The following is a 15,538-nucleotide window of genomic DNA, read 5'->3' as shown; positions in this document are numbered from 1 at the left end:
CGGGTCGACGATGACCCCGGTCGCGGTCCCACCCGGATCCGCATCCGAGCACATGGTCGGCGGGGTTCCGCTGGCCGGCTTGGTGCGCGACTATCACCGCCAAATGGTGAGTTTCGCTTGCACAATGGTGAATTCGCCAACGGTGGCCGAAGAAGCGGTACAAGAAGCATGGGTTCAGGTGATGCAGTCGTCGGCCTCGTTCGAGGGCCGCTCGTCGGTGGCCACCTGGTTGTTCGGGATCGTCAAGAACACCGCGTCACGGCACCGGCGCCGCGAGTCCCGGATCCGCGAGCACGAGGTGCTGGCCACCGACGCCGCCGACCCGCTGTCGGACCGGATGCACCCGGCCGGCCACCCCGACGCCGGGCACTGGAGCGTGCCGCCGTCGCGGCGGTTCCTGCCCGAGGACCGCACTGTCGCACGGGAACTCGTCGAGCAGGTGCGCGCGGCGCTGGATACGCTGCCGCCGCGGCAGCGACAGCTGATAATCCTGCGCGACCTGGTCGGTACCTCCGCCGAAGAGGCGTCCGAGATCCTCGAGCTGTCCGCCGAGGCGCAACGTGCCCTGCTCTACCGCGCCCGGGCAAACCTCCGAAATGAACTGGAAAAGCGGTACCAACGATGACCGTCTACGACAACACGGTCCCCGCCGTCGACTGCGTTGACTTCGTCCGACTCGTCGACGACCTGGTCGACTCGGACCCGCAGGAGTGGGGAGCGATCGTGGCCAAACATATCGACGAGTGCCCGCCGTGCCTGGTGTATCTGCAGCAAATGCTCGACCTCAAGGTCCTGCTCAATCACGTATTCGACGGGGAAAAGCTCAGCGACGAGCACATCGCGGGGGTTATCAACACGATCAACACCCTCAGGAAAGGCCAAGAATGACGAACGCCAGTGCACACTCGTCGCAACCCGATCGCCGCCCGGACCAGGTTTGGACACTGGGCGGTCCTGTTGACGCCACATCGATGCGAAACGCCATGGGCGCCTTTCCCTCCGGCGTCACCGTCTTGACCACCCGCCTGGGCGACCGATCGGTCGGCATGACCATCAGCTCGTTTGCCTCGGTGTCCCTGGATCCGCCGCTGTTGCTCCAGTGTGTGGCGCGCAGCGCGGGCAGCCTTCCGGCGTTCCGCATCGGCAGCTCCGTGGCCGTCAACGTGTTGGCGAACGACCAGGCGAGCCTGGCGCGCCGCTTCGCCAGCAAGGTCGACGACCGCTTCGAGGGAGTCGCATTCGACACCGATGACTGCGGTTGTCCGGTTCTTGTCGGTGCGGCCGCCTCGGTAAGCGGCTTTATCGACCGGATCTACGACGCGGGCGACCACGTCATCCTGCTCATCCGCGCCTGCGCCGTGCGCCGCGCCGGCGGCCTGCCGCTGCTCTACTACTCGGGACGGATGCACGATTGGGCAGCCACCGTCCACCCGGTGGCTTCTTGAGCGACACAACACTTTCCATACTTACCGATAGGCGCACCATGTCCCAGCTTGCCCTGGGCCCAGACCTCGTGGGCCCGTTGTCCGATGATCGCCGGGCCGGTGATCCGTTCGAACCACTCGGTGTTCCGGCCATGGTGAGCCGAATAGCGGACATGGCGCTCGAGAAATCCGCCCATCCGTGGGCTTTCCTGATCCGCTCACTGGTCGGCGGTGCGATGGTGGGTTTCGGCGCGTTGTTGTCGTTGGTCGTCAGCACCGGGGTCGGCACGCCCGGTATCGCCAGCCTGCTGATGGGCCTGGCGTTCGGCATGTCTTTTGTTCTCATCCTGGTGTCAGGGGCATCACTGATCACCGCCGACATGGCAGCCGGCTTCTTCGCGGTGCTGCAGGGACGCATGCGCATCCGCCGCTATCTACAGTTGCTGCTCATCGGACTGAGCGGCAATATCGTTGGTGCCCTGGTGTTCGTGGCCGTCTGCGCCGCAGCCGGGGGTCCGTATCTGGGTGCCTTCGCCACACGTGCGGCAGTCGTGGGCGCCCAGAAAGCCGGCCAGCCGTTGTGGACCGCCTTCCTGCTGGCGGTGCTGTGCACCTGGTTCCTGCAAACCGCCATGTGCATGTATTACAAGGCGCGCAGCGATGTGGCCCGGATGGGCTTCGCGTTCTACGGGCCCTTCGCATTCGTGATCGGCAGCGATCAGCACGTCGTGGCCAATGTCGGGTTCCTAGGACTTCCGTTGCTGCTCAATGCTTTTCACCCGGATGCTCCACATTGCGGGATCAGCTGGGGCTGGGGAGCTCACGGCTTGGTCACCAATATCTGCGTTACCAGCCTCGGCAATCTGGTCGGCGGCACGGTTTTCGTGGCGCTGCCGTTCTACGTCATCGCGCGGCTGCAGCCGCGGGAACAGTAGTCGGCACGCCTTTAGAGGATGTGCACGGCTTGGGCGCGCGGCCAGTGCCGTGTGCCCCCGGTTTGGTAGCTCACGTGCTGACCTTCATGAACGCCGCCGGCAGGCCAATCGACGATCTCGGAGGAATCGATGAAGACGTCACGATCACCGTCTGCAGGGTGGACGAATCCGAATCCGCGCTCGTCATCGAACCAGTTGATAACGCCATACGACACGGTCGACATCGAATCCAGCATCGCTTCGACGTTGTAGCTATTGATGACGGGCATTGTGACAGCCTTCCCCTCGTTACTGCCGGTGGACTCCGACATGCCAGACCGTATCCATCGAGCCGGAATCGGCGTAGGGTCCTTCGACTCTGATTTCATGAGCTGTTCGGCCCACCGGCGAGCTGATTGGGATCAACCGCCTCAAAGTGAGGTCCATGGTCTCTGCTGAATCGGGCGGCTGTCGTATACGGTCAGGTCGAGACTCGCGCCACCCGGATTGTGCTGACGTGAGGATCCGGTGCCGGTCGCTGGCCAGGTACCCATGGGGCCGCCGTAAGGAGGGTGAAATGTCCAGGGATACAACGCAGTACGGGATTCTGGTAGGCGTTGACGGCTCGGCGCAGTCCGACGCGGCGGTGGCCTGGGCCGCCCGCGAGGCCAGCTTGCACCAGATGCCGGTCACCTTGATGCACGGTGTTGCCCCCGTCGTTGTCGGTTGGCCGGTGGGCCAGCTCTACACCGAAATGCCGGAGTGGCAGAAAGACGAAGCGCAAACCGTGATCGAGCGGGCGCGCCGGGCGCTGGACGAGAGCCTGGGAGAATCCCGCTTGCCGGACGTCCGCACCGAGGTGGTTTATTCCAACATCGTGCCGGCGCTTATCGACGCCTCCAAGGACGCCTGGATGACCGTCGTCGGCAGTCAGGGCATGGGCGCGCTGGGCCGAGCATTGTTGGGATCGGTGAGTTCGGCGCTGTTGCACCATGCGCACGGCCCGGTAGCGGTCATTCATTCCGACGACGGTGTGGCTCCGGACACCAGCGCGCCGGTGCTGGTGGGCATCGACGGATCACCGGCCTCGGAAGCCGCGACGGCCTTGGCATTCGACGAAGCCTCCCGTCGCGGCGTAGACCTGGTCGCGTTGCACGCGTGGAGTGACGTCGGCGTTTTCCCCATCCTCGGGATGGACTGGCGCGATCGCGAGAGTCAGGGAGAGGAGGTTCTCGCCGAACGCCTGGCAGGCTGGCAGGAGCAGTACCCTGACGTCCGCGTTCAGCGGTCGCTGGTCTGTGACAAGCCAGCGCACTGGCTGCTCGAGGGCGCCCAACACGCGCAATTGGTGGTGGTCGGAAGTCGCGGCCGCGGGGGATTTCCCGGCATGCTGCTCGGTTCGGTCGGCTCTGCCGTGGCCCACTCGGCGAAAATCCCGGTCATCGTCGTGCGTCCCGCCTGATCGCCGGCGCCGTGCCCCGAAACACACGAAACAGAGGTCTTTGGTCCCTGCTGGTCAGGCCGTTCGGAAGACGCCACAGCAGTATGTGTTTTGTAGCTTGGCGTTATGACCTGGGTGATCGGCCGGCAGATCGGCCGGCAGATCTGCTGGCACTGTGCCGGTGCGCCGGCCGGGGCCGCGACGGTGGGCCGAATCGGCGTCGACACACCCTTGGTCACAGCTTTGCCGACACACGTCAGGTAATCGGAGGAGCAACGAAATGTCGATTTTGGAAAAGCGTCTCGGCGTTGTCGTCGGAGCCGACGGCTCACCCGCCTCGAATGCCGCGGTATGTTGGGCGGCCCGCGACGCGGCGATGCGCAACGTTCAGCTGACCATCGTCCATGTGGTGAGTACCGATGTGGCGACGTGGCCGCCGATGCCTTACCCGGATACCTGGGCGGTATGGCAGGAAGACGAGGGGCGCAAGATTCTGGCCGCTGCGCACAAGATCGCCGACGAGTCGGTCACGGGGGAGCGGAAGCTCACCGTGAAGAGTGAGATCGTGTTTTCCACGCCGGTACCCACCATGGTCGAAATGTCGGCCGAGGCGGAGATGATCGTCGTCGGCAGCTCCGGCCGCGGCGCGTTGGCCCGGGTCTTGTTGGGTTCTGTCAGTTCAAGCCTGGTGAGACGTGCCCGGTGTCCGGTCGCGATCATCCGTGACGAAGATCCATTGATGCCGGATCCGTTGCACGCCCCGGTGTTGCTCGGGATCGACGGGTCACCGGCGTCGGAGGCCGCGGTGGCGGTGGCGTTCGACGAAGCATCCCGTCGCGGGGTTGAGCTGATCGCACTGCATGCATGGAGCGATCTCGAGGTGGTAGAGCTGCCGGGACTGAACTGGTCCGCAGTGGAAGCCGAAGCCCAGGTCCTGCTTGCCGAGAGGTTGGCCGGCTGGCAGGAGCGCTACCCCGATGTGACCGTGCGCCGAGTGGTCGTATGTGACCGTCCGGCACGGCAGCTCGTCGAACGGTCGCAAACCGCTCAGCTCGTGGTGGTCGGAAGTCACGGCCGCGGTGGCGTCACCGGCGTACTCCTGGGGTCGGTGAGCAATGCGCTGGTACACGCCGTGCGGATGCCCCTGATCGTGGCGCGGTCGTCTTAACAGGCGCCGGGACGACCGCCGGCATGTAAGCGATGGACCAGCGCAATTTCACGGTCCGGCCACATACCTTTGCGGGACTCGGTGGTTGCTTCGGCGGCCGGCTCGCGTACTCCGCGCAGCCTCATACAGTCGTGTCGCGCGGTAATGACACTCATGGCCCCGGAGGGGTTGAGCTTGCGCATGATCCCGGCGGTCGCCTGGTGCCCGATGTTCTCCTGAACCTGCAGCCGCGCGGCGTAACCGTGGACCAGCCGAGCGAGCTTGGACAGGCCCACGATGCGCTGCCCGGGATGGGGGCGGTAGGCGATGGTGGCAGTCCCCGAGAACGGCAACAGATGGTGCGCGCAGGTGGAGGCGAACGAGATGCCGTGCATGATGATCAGCCCGGGGTCGTCCGGAGCGGGAAAATCGGTGTCAAGGTGGTCCTCGGGCACCTCGTTGTATCCCCACAGCATCTCCCGCCACGCGCGGGCGACACGCGCAGGTGTTTCGGCGGTGTGCTCGCCTTCGTCCACGCCGAGGGCGGAAAGAAGCTGCCGTACGGCTCGCTCGACGGCCACGTCGGCGTTATTGTCCCACCACGCCGGCGAATCCGTCGTCTGGTAACCGATGTCTGCGGGGTAGGCCGCAGCCCCTTGCGCCACCTCGTCGTTGGTCATCGCCCAGCCGCTCGAGCAGAACGGCGGCATCTGATAGCGGGCCTGGCGCGGCGCCGAGGGGATGGCCGTCATGCCGCCCACCCGATCGCGGGCTCGGCGCTGACTGCAATGTTGGTCATTCTCGATTCCCGTCCGGCGGCTGACCCGTGCTCAACCTTCACGGTGCGCCATTGCTGCTCGCGGTGGGTGGCAGGAGCGGGTCCGACGCGGACACTGCTCCGACACTTACCATGCCCTCGCATTGCGGCGATGTCTGTCGGCTGACCGGCTACTGCTCGGATGAATCTCATGTCCCCCGATCGAGGGAAATGTCACCGTTGCCTGGTCCGCCCCGCGGCACGGCGATGCGCGGTCAGGAGTGAGCGGTCCGGCGCTGCGGACGGCGAAGCCGTTGCGTCGAGTCATCGGTTGTGGGACATGACGGCTGGTGGAGGCGCGGCGAGTCCCGGCGACGATGCTGGCGGCGGTCGCCGCGCCATCCACCCCCGATCAGGCTTCGATCACCTGGGGTTGCGCGTCAGCCTCGTCGATGGCCTTGTGGCCATTGCCGCGGGCGACCGAGATCTTGCGCGGCTTGGCCCGTTCGGCCACCGGGATCACCAGTCTCAGGACGCCTTCTTGGTAGCAAGCCTCGATCCGGTCCGTGTCGAGGTTTTCGCCGAGCACCAGCTGGCGGCTGAACACTCCGCGCGGCCGCTCGCTGGCCAGCATTTCCCGATTCGGATCGACGCTGGGCCGTTCTGCTCGCACGGTCACCACGTTGCGCTCGATATCGATGTCCAGGGACTTGGCGTCGATGCCGGGAAGGTCGAACTCGACGACGAATTTTTCGCCGTCCCGCCACGCGTCCATGGGCATCACCGCTGGCCGGGCGGCCGTGCCCAGCACCTGCTGGGCGAAGCGGTCCAGATCACGGAACGGGTCGGTGCGCATCAGCATGGTGGTCACCTCTCACTCCAATCTGCTGGGTCCACTGTGTGCATATCTGTGGCTATAGCCATAGATTTCTTATAACACTGTCGACATTACAATGCAAGTGTGATAGAGAGGTTTTCTATGCGAGTAGCGGTCGAGGAGATGAGCTATGGCTGACCGTCCCGGCGAAACCGGCGCGCCGGCGCCTGACCAGGGCGTGTACGGCATCTCGGTGGCAGCCGAGCTCTCCGGTATCGCGGTGCAGTCGCTACGGCTCTACGAACGCTACGGATTGTTGACCCCCGCTCGTAGTGACGGTGGAACACGGCGCTACAGCGCCGACGATTTGGCCCGGCTGCAGCGGATCAGCGCTCTGGTTGACGCCGGAATCAATCTGGCCGGAATTGCGCGCATCCTCAATCTCGAAGACGACAATGCGGCACTGGCTGCTGCGAACGACGACTTGCAGGCCACCAACCGTTCCCTGCGCAACGCCGCGAAAGCGACTGCAAGATCGACCCGAGCCACCCGAGTTGCCGCCGGCGGCGAAGCCTGACGGCGGGGCTCGGCCCGGATTGCGTGCCGTCGAAGCGGGTACCCCGAGTGGGGGACGGTCGTCGATGAAGGAATACCGGCGGCAGAAGCTACCGAGGTCGGCGCCGACACCGTCGGCCGGAGGGGGTTACGACCATGACCACGGCGCCGGCCGCGGGGGCGGCGCGTTACCTCCCCGACGAACGTGAATTGACCCTTTTGGAGGACGCGGCGCGCAGTTGTCGGGGTTGCGCGTTGTACGCCGACGCCGCCCGCACGGTCTTCGGTCACGGCACGTGTGACGCGCCCCTCATGTTGGTCGGGGAACAGCCGGGCGATCGCGAGGACCAGGAGGGACTTCCGTTTGTCGGCCCGGCCGGCCGGCTGCTCCAGCGGGCTCTCGACGACGCCGGCATCGACCCTGGATTGACCTATCAGACCAATGCCGTCAAGCACTTCAAGTTCCGCAGGCAGGGCAAGCGGCGCATACATCAGAAACCCTCCCGAACCGAAGTCGTGGCCTGCCGGCCCTGGCTGATCGCCGAAATCGAAGCAGTACGGCCACAATTGATCGTCTGCCTGGGTGCGACAGCCGCACAATCGTTGCTGGGCAGCGCGTTTCGCGTGACCGCCCATCGTGGTGAACGGTTGCGCCTGTCCGCGACGTTGCGGGTCGCGGTCAACCCCGAACCACTGGTGACGGCAACGGTTCACCCGTCGGCGGTGTTGCGGGATCGCAGTGAGCGCCGAGGCGAGGCCTACACACTGTTTGTCGAGGACCTCAAGAGTGCCCGGGCCGGCATGGACCTGCCCACCGGGCGCTGATCGGGCCGTCAACCGCCGGGGTGCCGGCGAAGCCGGGGCGCCGCTGCGGGTCGCATGCGCCGGGCGTCATGTTTCGGTACAACCCGCGCGGGTAGTCGACCAGAAGGCGATCGGGGGCGCGCCGCGGGCCGCCGTCGGTTTCCGCGGAACCCCACGAAGGGAGGCGCTGATGAGGCTGCAGAACCACGAACACCACGGGGTCATCACCGACGCGGGCATCCCACCGCAGACTGATGATCACAACCGTGGGCGTCGCATCCTGGTGAACTGGGTACTGGCGTTGCTGACGGTGCCTGCGGCAGCACTCGTCATGGTATTCGCCATCGGCGCGGCGATGAGCATGGCTGCCTGCAGCGGCGCTCAGTGCCCCGACCTGGGTCCGAACGGTCTGGTGTACGGCGTCCTGCTGTACGGCGCTCCGGTTGTGGCTGCTTCGACGCTCATCGCGTCCTTTTTCACGGCCGCCCGGCGGCGCGGTTTTGTCGTTCCGTTGTGCGCGTTGGCCCTGCTCTTCGTCGATATTGCGGCCACGGCCATCCTGTTGAGCAGTTGAGTCGGTCGATGGTCTTGTCGGACAGCGAAATCCCTGGGGACACTTCCGGTTCCGCGGCTCGGCCGGCGGTCTTGTTCGACGTCGACGGTACCCTGGTCGACTCCAACTACCTGCATATCGACGCCTGGCTCCGGGCATTCGCAACGGCGGGAATCGACGTCGAGACATGGCGCATCCACCGGTCGATCGGGATGGACGGTTCGACTCTGGTGAAGTCGCTGTCTGGTAATGCGCCCGAGGACATTCAGAAACACCTGAAAGACTTACATTCTCGGTACTACAAGCAAGCCTCCCACCTGTTGCGACCGCTGCCGGGCGCACGAGCCTTGCTGCAACGCGTGGCAGGGCTCGGCCTCAAGGTGGTACTTGCCACGTCGGCCCCAGAAGACGAGCTGGCACTCTTGCGTGGGGTACTCGACAGTGATGACCTCGTTGCCGAGGTCACGTCGGCCGGCGACGTCGACACCGCAAAACCCAGGCCTGACATCATCCATGTGGCGCTTCGCCGAGCGGGTGTCGGCAGCACTCGGGCCGTTTTCGTCGGCGACGCGGTGTGGGACGCGCAAGCATGTGCCCGGGCGGAAGTACCGAGTATCGGGCTGCTCAGCGGCGGCGTCTCTGGGAGCGAACTCGAAAGCGCCGGGGCCACAATGGTGTTCGAGAACGCCGCAGACTTGCTGGACCATCTCGAGGAGACCCCGATCGCCCAGTTGGCACGACTTGTCGCCTGCTGACGGTCGACTGTCTTCGCGGGTTCCAGTAAGCGAATGGGCCCGGTCCGAAATCGGACCGGGCCCATTCTCTTTCACGCTACTGATTGGCTTCTTGACGTTGTTCGGACGCCTCGGCGCTGCCGCGAGCGGCTTCGGCCTCGGCTTCCTTCTTGGCCGCGTCTCGCTGGGCGTCGGCCTTGTCCTGCTGGGCCTGGCCCTCGCGCTTCATGTCGTCACGGCCGGTGACGGCTCCAAAAACTTCCTTGGCCTTGCCTTTAGCACCCTCGACGACGCCCTCGACGCCCTCTTGGGGGCCACTCTTCTCCGCCATGAATTCCTCCCTATCGGTTACTACTCGCATGGCGACCTCGCGCTCGCTCGATTGCGCTCAGCCAACAGGGTGCGAACTTGAGCGCCGGTAGTGCGCGCTCCGTCAAAATATCCCTGCATTGCAAGGGTTTCCGAATGGTCGCGGCCTCAAACATGTGGCCTGAGTCACCGGCGCACCAGGCTTGATCAGCTGCGAAAGTCGGGTGTGCTGCCGGGCGGGAGCCAACCGCGTGATACGACCGGCCGTTCGGCCGCGTCGCATAGCGCCGCGAAGCGAACTCGTCAGCCGCCATGACGCAATCCGGGCGGGACAGGCGCCGTCAGCCGCGACGGTAGCGACCTGCGCGCTTATCGCCTGCTGGTTTCCCGGTGCGGCAAGAACTCCTGCGCCTTGATCTTGATGCCTTCCTTGATGATGCCGAATGCATTTTCGTCGCCGTGCAGCACGGCGCTGGCCGCGCTCTTCATCTGGTCGAACGTGGCGTGGGGCGGAACCGGCGGGATATCCGGGTCGCAGTGCACATCCAGCACCGTCGGCCGATCGGCCAGCAGCGCCTGATCCCAGGCCGACGCAATTTGACCGGGGTCGGTCAGCGTCGCCGAACCCAACCCCAGGCTGTCGGCAAACCCGGCATAGTCGACGTCGGGAAGAGTTTGCGACTCAGCGAATTTCGGAGCCCCGGCCATGGCGCGCATTTCCCAGGTCACCTGGTTCAAGTCGTTGTTGTGCAGCACCGCCACGACCAGCCGCGGGTCCGCCCACTGTTTCCAATAGTGCGCGATCGTGATCAACTCGGCCATACCGTTCATCTGCATCGCGCCGTCACCGGCGAAGACAATCACCGGACGGTCCGGATGGGCGAACTTCCCGCCGATACCGTAGGGAACTCCGGGTCCCATGGTGGCGAGATTTCCTGACAGCGAGCCGCGGATGCCGTCGCGGAATTTCAGTTGGCGGGCATACCAATTCGCCGACGATCCCGAATCGGCAGTGATAATCGCATTGTCGGGCAGTTTGGGTGACAGGTCGGCGAACAGTCGCATGGGGTTGATCGGCTTGGCCGCCACCTCGGCTTCCATGGCCATGGTCTCCCACCAGCGCGCCACGTTCTGTTCGATCGTCTCCCGCCAGGATCGGTCGGATTTGCGTTGCAGCAGTGGCAATAACGCGCGCGCTGTGGCGGCGGCATCGCCGACCAGGTTCACCTCGTTCGGATATCGCATTCCGATCAGCGTGGGGTCGATATCGATTTGCACGCCGCGAGCCCCACCGAACGGCGGCAGGAACTGCGTGTAGGGGAAGCTCGACCCGATGGTCAGCAAGGTGTCACAGTCGCGCATCATCTCGTAGCTTGGCCGCGTACCCAACAAGCCGATGGCGCCGGTCACGAAGGGCAATTCGTCAGACAGCACGTCTTTGCCCAACAGCGCTTTGGCGACTCCGGCGCCGAGGACGTCGGCGAGCTCGACGATCTCCCGCGCGGCGTTGCGTGCCCCGCATCCGATCAGCATCGCGACCCGCTCACCGGCGTTGAGAACATCGGCCGCCCGCTGCAGGCCGTCGCGTGCCGGCTCCACTCCTGGCCGTTGAAACCCGAGGCTGGACGGAACCATCTTGAATTCGTGGGCGGGCGGGGAGTACTTGAGCTCCTGCACGTCGGACGGGATGATCAGCGCAGTCGGCGCTCGCCTGGTCAACGCGGTTCGGATGGCCCGGTCCAACACGTTGGGCAGCTGTTCGGGCACTGTGACCATCTGGACGTAGTCGCTGGCAACGTCCTTATACAGGCTCAACAGGTCAACTTCCTGCTGGTAGGAGCCCCCCATTGCGCTGCGGTTGGTTTGTCCGACGATCGCCACCACCGGCACCCGGTCGAGTTTGGCGTCGTAAAGACCGTTGAGCAGATGGATCGCGCCCGGGCCCGAGGTCGCCGCGCAGACCCCGAGCCGGTTGCTGAACTTTGCGTAGCCGACGGCCTCGAAGGCGGCCATTTCCTCGTGTCGCGCCTGGACGAACATCGGTTTGTTGTCTGCCCTGCCCCACGCTGCAAGGAGCCCGTTGATTCCGTCCCCGGGATAAGCGAACACATGTTCCACGCCCCAGTCGCGGAGTCGCTCCAGCAGAAAGTCACTCACCTCGGTCGCCGCCATTGCACACCTCTCTCCGTTGCCAGCCTTACCGGACAGGGTTACCCATTCATTGGCCTGATTAGACGCCCTAATGGGCAGGTGACCGTCCGCGCGCCCAGGCGAGCCGCAGGAGCGCCCGCGCTACCTGAAATGCCGTCGGTCGACCGGGTCCGCTCTCACGCCCCCGGGACCGCGCCCACGGGCGACGAACGTCTGAGAACCGGACCCCACTGGTCCCACGGCGGCGGCAAATCAATCCTTGGTGAGGTCGCTGGTGGTTGATCCGAAGCGGACCAGACGGTTTGTCCCCACCCGTATTTCTGACGATATCCTCATAATCGAGTCATACTGCCATAGTGATGACTTCGAGTGACGACGGCGCCGAGCCGCCGAACCGTCTGGAGCGACGCAAACAGCGCACCAGGACAGCGCTGGTCAAGGCCGCGCAGCGGTTAATCGCCGAAGGAAAGTTCAACGCGCCGGTGCTCGAGATCACCCAGGCTGCCGACGTCGGCATGGGCTCGTTCTACAACCACTTTGACAGCAAGGAGCAGCTGTTCGCGGCTGCGGTAGCCGACGTGCTGGACACCCACGGGGCGTTGCTGGACCGGCTCACCGCATCGATCGACGACCCTGCCGAAACGTTTGCTGTCAGTTTCCGGTTGACCGGCAGGCTGTTTCGTCGGCGAGGACTGGAGACTGACATTCTGTTGGCCACCGGAACCAACCTGCTGTCATCCGATCACGGACTGGCCCCTCGTGCCCTGCGTGACATCAAGGCCGCCGCCGACGCCGGGCGGTTTCGGGTAGGGGACCCCGAACTGGCGTTAGCGACGGCCGGGGGTGCGTTGCTGGGGCTGGCCGCCTTGTTGCGCGCGGATCCGCATCGTGACGATGCGCTGGCTGCCGACGTGGTCACCGAGAGGTTGTTGCGGCTGTTCGGACTCGATGCCCAGGAGGCGCGCACCATTTGCCAACGTCCGCTTCCTGCTCTCGATGACCGGGGCTAATCGGGTTCGGTTGCCTGACGCTCCGGTGCCGGTTTCGGTGCCGGCACGGGCGGGTAACCGGTGCCGTCCCCGCGTCAGCAATGACGAATCGCCCTGTCTTGCGGGCGGTTTCGCGTGTCGGTAGACCACAAAGTGGTGCATCCGGGGCACTGGAGGTGCAGTTCTGTCGCACGGTTGCTCAGCAGATACTGCCAGTGGGTTCCGCAGTTGCGGCCGCTGCGGCATTCCGAACATGCGTTGCGGCCCCAGCTGCAATTCGGGCAGGGTAGCCAGGCGCGCCGGCAAGCGTCGGCGTGTGGATCGATGGGCAACATGGGCGCGGTCAGCCTTTCTCTTTCTGCATTTAGTTAGGATAGGCTGTCCATACCTGTATCCGTCAAACAGGAGAGTTCCGGCGGTCCGCCAGCTGCTTTGCGCCCGAACTCGCGAGAGGGTCGACCGCGCCCGGCGGTACTCACGAAGCTCGTGCTGAACCGGGCCAAGAAAGGTTCAGCGTCTTTTGGCGACCGTTTTGCGTGCGACTATGACCGGCACATGACTCAGTAGCACCACGGCGGCGCTGACCGAACCGAACAACATCCCCGCGAATCCGCCGCTTCCGCGACTGCCGACCACCACGAGTTGGGCCGACTTGGACGTACCCACAAGTGCAGGCGCCGCATCGTTGCGTGCGATCATTCGCCGAACAACGACATCGGGGTACTGTTCGCCCCAACCGGCCAGGCGTTCGGCGACGATCTTGTCCTCGTGTGTCCTCAGTTCCGGCCAGCCGGGACCCGGCAAACTGACGATGGGATCCAACACGCCGGGAGCTTTCCACGCGTGCACGGCCACCAGGTCCACCTTGCGACGCGAGGCAGCGTCGAACGCAATGGCGATCGCGACTTCTGACTCCGGTGACCCGTCGATGCCCACCAGCACCGGGGCTCGCTCGGAATCGGCGGCCATCGGGACGTCGTCATGGATGACCGCCACCGGGCACCGCGCGTCATGGATGAGCCCCGAACTCACCGAACCCAGGTGCCGGCCCCGCAACGAGCCTGCGCCGCGGCAACCAGCCACCACCAAATGGGCATCTTCGGACAGCTTGGCCAACGTTGAAACGGTTGTCCCGCTGGCCATTTCGCGGTATATCTGGCTTAGTCCGCGTTCGCAGCTTTCCTCGGCGATCTTCAGCGCCTCGTCGAGCAGTTGCTGTCCGGCGTCAATTCGGCTGCGGGTCCGCCCTGAGGCTACCGACGAGGCCAGCCGCGTTCCTGCCGCAGCCGGGAGAACATGAGCCAAGGTCAGCGGAACGTTGCGCAACTCGGCGTCGCGAGCAGCCCACCGGACCGCCGCTTGGGAGCCCGGCGAGCCGTCGACGCCGACGACGATTCCCCGATGGCTGTCGATCTTGGACATGCGTTTCCTCATTCCTTTGTGCTTGGACGTTATTGGTTCAGGGGCACTGCGGAATGAGGCATTGGTCCCTTGTCGATGGGCCTTCAGACCTCTGACTGTGAACGCACCGTCGAGGTTGGCGCAGAGCTCAATTGGACTCTGGGGCGGTATCGACTGACCGCAGGGTGGCCTTTGCGGGCCGGCACGCCACGAGTGTCAGCCCGAGCGCGAAAACCAGCGCGGTCATCCACGGATATTTCCCGTCCGGAGCAAATCCCGCCGCGGCGACCACCCACAGGGAGGCAGCTGCCATCATGGCGCCGACCAGCATGATCGGTTCGGCCCAGCGCTGGGGCAGCGGTATCCGGATGGTCGGCAGGGGTGCCGCGAAGAATCGCCGGAGCCACCACAACAACGTCATCTCCACTGCCGTCACCAGGCTCAAGACAACCTCCCATTCCAGCCGGGCCAGCCACCACGCCGCCGTCCCCTGGGCCGGTTGGGGTAGCAGCCCGGCCGGGTAGGCGACGACCGCGACGATCACCACCGGCACCATGTGCCACAGGTAGAGCGCCATCACATTGCTGTTGGCGGCCGACAACAGCCGCTGCAATCGGTGGGAGCGAAGCATGCGGTTGAGCGCGGGTGCGATGGCCACCGCAATGCCGGCCTGTGTGCAGGCGAACGCCAGCATCGCCACCGAGGGCGGCATGCTGTTCTGTACAGCTTGGCCGGGAACCCCGATCATGCTGACCGGATAGGGGCCGATCCAGATGAGCAGGGCCAGCGCGACTGCCGATCCGGCGGCAAGCACTATCGGTCGACGGCCGCTTAACAGCCCTGCCTGCCAACAGATCCCCAGTTGGTAGAGCAGGCCCCAGCACAACAGGTAGTTCAGGCCGCCGAGAGAGGGCATGTGTCCGGCCAACGCAGCGGCGTCCACCGCTACCAGCGCAACTGCCAGTACCGCCGGCACCATGAGCCCCCACCGTCGGTGTGCGGCCATCGCAACAGGCGTCAGCGATACCACCACCAAGTACACCGCGAGGAACCACAGGTGCATCGCCACCGCCCAACCCGCATACTCCAGCACCGAGCCGGGCAGGCCGGAGACCTGCAGCGCCACTACGACTAACGACATCAGCCCCACGTACACCGTGGTGGGTCCGAGCACTCGCGCCACCCGATGCCGAATCCAGTCCTGCCGCGACACACCGCCGTCGCCGTAACGATGTGTCCATGACACGGCGCCGGCATAGCCGGCCACCAGGAAGAAAACCGGCACCGCCTGAAAAGGCCACGTCAGCCACTGCGTCCAGGGCTGGTCGACAAGCGGATTCTGCCGGCCGAACTGTCCGTTGTGATACGTCACGGACCCGGCCAGCCAGTGGCCCAGGACGATGAGGACCACGCCCGACACCCGGTAAAAGTCGACGGCCAGATCGCGGGCCGGTCGACCGGTGCCTGCGTGGTCCATCAGATCGGGGGAAGCTCAGCGACCTGCACGAGCGCGAGGGTACTCGTCGGCACCCCCATAATTGG

18 protein-coding genes are annotated in these 15,538 nt (G+C 65.2%); 11 read left to right on the top strand and 7 right to left on the bottom strand.

Annotation, left to right across the window (positions count from 1 at the left end):
- The first annotated feature begins 10 nt into the window (after positions 1-10).
- Genes MKAN_RS01555 through MKAN_RS01540 form a run of 4 tightly spaced genes read left to right on the top strand, consistent with a single transcriptional unit; the run spans position 11 to position 2,359 of the window.
- The gene (locus MKAN_RS01555) at positions 11-625 is read left to right on the top strand and encodes an RNA polymerase sigma factor (protein ID WP_023364557.1); all 615 of its coding nucleotides are present in this window, start codon (positions 11-13) and stop codon (positions 623-625) included.
- Complete coding sequence (locus MKAN_RS01550) at positions 622-888, top strand: hypothetical protein (protein ID WP_023364555.1); 267 nt, start codon at positions 622-624, stop codon at positions 886-888. Before MKAN_RS01555 ends, MKAN_RS01550 begins: the two co-directional genes overlap by 4 nt.
- On the top strand, positions 885-1,445 hold the full coding sequence (locus MKAN_RS01545) for a flavin reductase family protein (RefSeq protein ID WP_023364552.1): 561 nt from the start codon (positions 885-887) through the stop codon (positions 1,443-1,445). Before MKAN_RS01550 ends, MKAN_RS01545 begins: the two co-directional genes overlap by 4 nt.
- Before the next feature lie 38 nt (positions 1,446-1,483).
- On the top strand, positions 1,484-2,359 hold the full coding sequence (locus tag MKAN_RS01540) for a formate/nitrite transporter family protein (protein WP_023364550.1): 876 nt from the start codon (positions 1,484-1,486) through the stop codon (positions 2,357-2,359).
- Positions 2,360-2,370: 11 nt separating this feature from the next.
- On the opposite strand, the gene MKAN_RS30945 is transcribed toward MKAN_RS01540, so the two are convergent.
- The gene (locus MKAN_RS30945) at positions 2,371-2,628 is read right to left on the bottom strand and encodes a cold-shock protein (RefSeq protein WP_160937563.1); all 258 of its coding nucleotides are present in this window, start codon (positions 2,626-2,628) and stop codon (positions 2,371-2,373) included.
- A gap of 287 nt (positions 2,629-2,915) precedes the next feature.
- On the opposite strand from MKAN_RS30945, the gene MKAN_RS01530 reads away from it, so the two are divergent.
- Both MKAN_RS01530 and MKAN_RS01525 read left to right on the top strand, forming a co-directional pair.
- The gene (locus MKAN_RS01530) at positions 2,916-3,800 is read left to right on the top strand and encodes a universal stress protein (protein WP_023364545.1); all 885 of its coding nucleotides are present in this window, start codon (positions 2,916-2,918) and stop codon (positions 3,798-3,800) included.
- Positions 3,801-4,059: 259 nt separating this feature from the next.
- Positions 4,060-4,947, top strand: a complete 888-nt coding sequence (locus MKAN_RS01525; protein WP_023364541.1) for a universal stress protein — start codon at positions 4,060-4,062, stop codon at positions 4,945-4,947.
- Here the strand turns inward: MKAN_RS01525 and folE are convergent.
- Together folE and MKAN_RS01515 are read right to left on the bottom strand one after the other, a co-directional pair.
- On the bottom strand, positions 4,944-5,678 hold the full coding sequence (folE, locus tag MKAN_RS01520; protein WP_225722830.1) for a GTP cyclohydrolase I: 735 nt from the start codon (positions 5,676-5,678) through the stop codon (positions 4,944-4,946). The two genes, MKAN_RS01525 and folE, sit on opposite strands and share 4 nt — an antisense overlap.
- 417 nt (positions 5,679-6,095) lie before the next feature.
- Positions 6,096-6,545: an Hsp20/alpha crystallin family protein gene (locus tag MKAN_RS01515; protein ID WP_036395795.1), complete on the bottom strand. Its 450-nt coding sequence runs from the start codon at positions 6,543-6,545 to the stop codon at positions 6,096-6,098.
- A gap of 145 nt (positions 6,546-6,690) precedes the next feature.
- Here MKAN_RS01515 and MKAN_RS01510 point away from each other — a divergent pair, with 145 nt between their 5' ends.
- From MKAN_RS01510 to MKAN_RS01495, 4 genes are all read left to right on the top strand, one after another.
- Positions 6,691-7,077, top strand: a complete 387-nt coding sequence (locus MKAN_RS01510) for a MerR family transcriptional regulator (RefSeq protein WP_023364536.1) — start codon at positions 6,691-6,693, stop codon at positions 7,075-7,077.
- A gap of 134 nt (positions 7,078-7,211) precedes the next feature.
- Positions 7,212-7,880: a UdgX family uracil-DNA binding protein gene (locus MKAN_RS01505; RefSeq protein ID WP_023364534.1), complete on the top strand. Its 669-nt coding sequence runs from the start codon at positions 7,212-7,214 to the stop codon at positions 7,878-7,880.
- Positions 7,881-8,049: 169 nt separating this feature from the next.
- The gene (locus MKAN_RS01500; RefSeq protein WP_080674180.1) at positions 8,050-8,433 is read left to right on the top strand and encodes a hypothetical protein; all 384 of its coding nucleotides are present in this window, start codon (positions 8,050-8,052) and stop codon (positions 8,431-8,433) included.
- Between the two features lie 8 nt (positions 8,434-8,441).
- Positions 8,442-9,167: an HAD family hydrolase gene (locus MKAN_RS01495; RefSeq protein WP_023364531.1), complete on the top strand. Its 726-nt coding sequence runs from the start codon at positions 8,442-8,444 to the stop codon at positions 9,165-9,167.
- Between the two features lie 76 nt (positions 9,168-9,243).
- On the opposite strand, the gene mbp1 is transcribed toward MKAN_RS01495, so the two are convergent.
- Together mbp1 and MKAN_RS01485 are read right to left on the bottom strand one after the other, a co-directional pair.
- Entirely contained in the window at positions 9,244-9,477 is a 234-nt protein-coding gene (gene mbp1 / locus MKAN_RS01490; protein WP_036395802.1) for a microaggregate-binding protein 1, read from the bottom strand.
- A 347-nt stretch (positions 9,478-9,824) separates the two neighbouring features.
- A complete protein-coding gene (locus tag MKAN_RS01485; protein WP_023364527.1) occupies positions 9,825-11,627 on the bottom strand; it encodes a thiamine pyrophosphate-requiring protein in 1,803 nt (600 codons plus the stop codon).
- Positions 11,628-11,965: 338 nt separating this feature from the next.
- Between MKAN_RS01485 and MKAN_RS01480 the strand changes: the two genes are divergently transcribed.
- Positions 11,966-12,616, top strand: a complete 651-nt coding sequence (locus MKAN_RS01480; protein WP_023364525.1) for a TetR/AcrR family transcriptional regulator — start codon at positions 11,966-11,968, stop codon at positions 12,614-12,616.
- A gap of 489 nt (positions 12,617-13,105) precedes the next feature.
- Here the strand turns inward: MKAN_RS01480 and MKAN_RS01475 are convergent, their stop codons facing one another.
- Positions 13,106-14,017, bottom strand: a complete 912-nt coding sequence (locus MKAN_RS01475; RefSeq protein ID WP_023364523.1) for a universal stress protein — start codon at positions 14,015-14,017, stop codon at positions 13,106-13,108.
- A 127-nt stretch (positions 14,018-14,144) separates the two neighbouring features.
- Positions 14,145-15,473: an acyltransferase family protein gene (locus MKAN_RS01470; protein WP_023364521.1), complete on the bottom strand. Its 1,329-nt coding sequence runs from the start codon at positions 15,471-15,473 to the stop codon at positions 14,145-14,147.
- Between the last annotated feature and the right edge of the window lie 65 nt (positions 15,474-15,538).

The sequence above is a fragment of the Mycobacterium kansasii ATCC 12478 genome (assembly GCF_000157895.3).
In the GTDB taxonomy this organism is placed as follows: domain Bacteria; phylum Actinomycetota; class Actinomycetes; order Mycobacteriales; family Mycobacteriaceae; genus Mycobacterium; species Mycobacterium kansasii.
The sequence above is the reverse complement of the archived record's forward strand: the minus strand, read 5'-3'. Positions and strand labels throughout refer to the sequence as shown.

What these genes read in the sequence shown, in the direction of transcription:
- folE (WP_225722830.1), bottom strand. Translation starts at nt 5,678, where the DNA reads ATGACGGCCATCCCCTCGGCGCCGCGCCAGGCCCGCTATCAGATGCCG.
- MKAN_RS01480 (WP_023364525.1), top strand. Translation starts at nt 11,966, where the DNA reads ATGACTTCGAGTGACGACGGCGCCGAGCCGCCGAACCGTCTGGAGCGA.
- MKAN_RS01505 (WP_023364534.1), top strand. Translation starts at nt 7,212, where the DNA reads ATGACCACGGCGCCGGCCGCGGGGGCGGCGCGTTACCTCCCCGACGAA.
- MKAN_RS01530 (WP_023364545.1), top strand. Translation starts at nt 2,916, where the DNA reads ATGTCCAGGGATACAACGCAGTACGGGATTCTGGTAGGCGTTGACGGC.
- MKAN_RS01475 (WP_023364523.1), bottom strand. Translation starts at nt 14,017, where the DNA reads ATGTCCAAGATCGACAGCCATCGGGGAATCGTCGTCGGCGTCGACGGC.
- mbp1 (WP_036395802.1), bottom strand. Translation starts at nt 9,477, where the DNA reads ATGGCGGAGAAGAGTGGCCCCCAAGAGGGCGTCGAGGGCGTCGTCGAG.
- MKAN_RS01495 (WP_023364531.1), top strand. Translation starts at nt 8,442, where the DNA reads ATGGTCTTGTCGGACAGCGAAATCCCTGGGGACACTTCCGGTTCCGCG.
- MKAN_RS30945 (WP_160937563.1), bottom strand. Translation starts at nt 2,628, where the DNA reads ATGCCCGTCATCAATAGCTACAACGTCGAAGCGATGCTGGATTCGATG.
- MKAN_RS01485 (WP_023364527.1), bottom strand. Translation starts at nt 11,627, where the DNA reads ATGGCGGCGACCGAGGTGAGTGACTTTCTGCTGGAGCGACTCCGCGAC.
- MKAN_RS01515 (WP_036395795.1), bottom strand. Translation starts at nt 6,545, where the DNA reads ATGCTGATGCGCACCGACCCGTTCCGTGATCTGGACCGCTTCGCCCAG.
- MKAN_RS01470 (WP_023364521.1), bottom strand. Translation starts at nt 15,473, where the DNA reads ATGGACCACGCAGGCACCGGTCGACCGGCCCGCGATCTGGCCGTCGAC.
- MKAN_RS01550 (WP_023364555.1), top strand. Translation starts at nt 622, where the DNA reads ATGACCGTCTACGACAACACGGTCCCCGCCGTCGACTGCGTTGACTTC.
- MKAN_RS01500 (WP_080674180.1), top strand. Translation starts at nt 8,050, where the DNA reads ATGAGGCTGCAGAACCACGAACACCACGGGGTCATCACCGACGCGGGC.
- MKAN_RS01545 (WP_023364552.1), top strand. Translation starts at nt 885, where the DNA reads ATGACGAACGCCAGTGCACACTCGTCGCAACCCGATCGCCGCCCGGAC.
- MKAN_RS01540 (WP_023364550.1), top strand. Translation starts at nt 1,484, where the DNA reads ATGTCCCAGCTTGCCCTGGGCCCAGACCTCGTGGGCCCGTTGTCCGAT.
- MKAN_RS01525 (WP_023364541.1), top strand. Translation starts at nt 4,060, where the DNA reads ATGTCGATTTTGGAAAAGCGTCTCGGCGTTGTCGTCGGAGCCGACGGC.
- MKAN_RS01510 (WP_023364536.1), top strand. Translation starts at nt 6,691, where the DNA reads ATGGCTGACCGTCCCGGCGAAACCGGCGCGCCGGCGCCTGACCAGGGC.
- MKAN_RS01555 (WP_023364557.1), top strand. Translation starts at nt 11, where the DNA reads ATGACCCCGGTCGCGGTCCCACCCGGATCCGCATCCGAGCACATGGTC.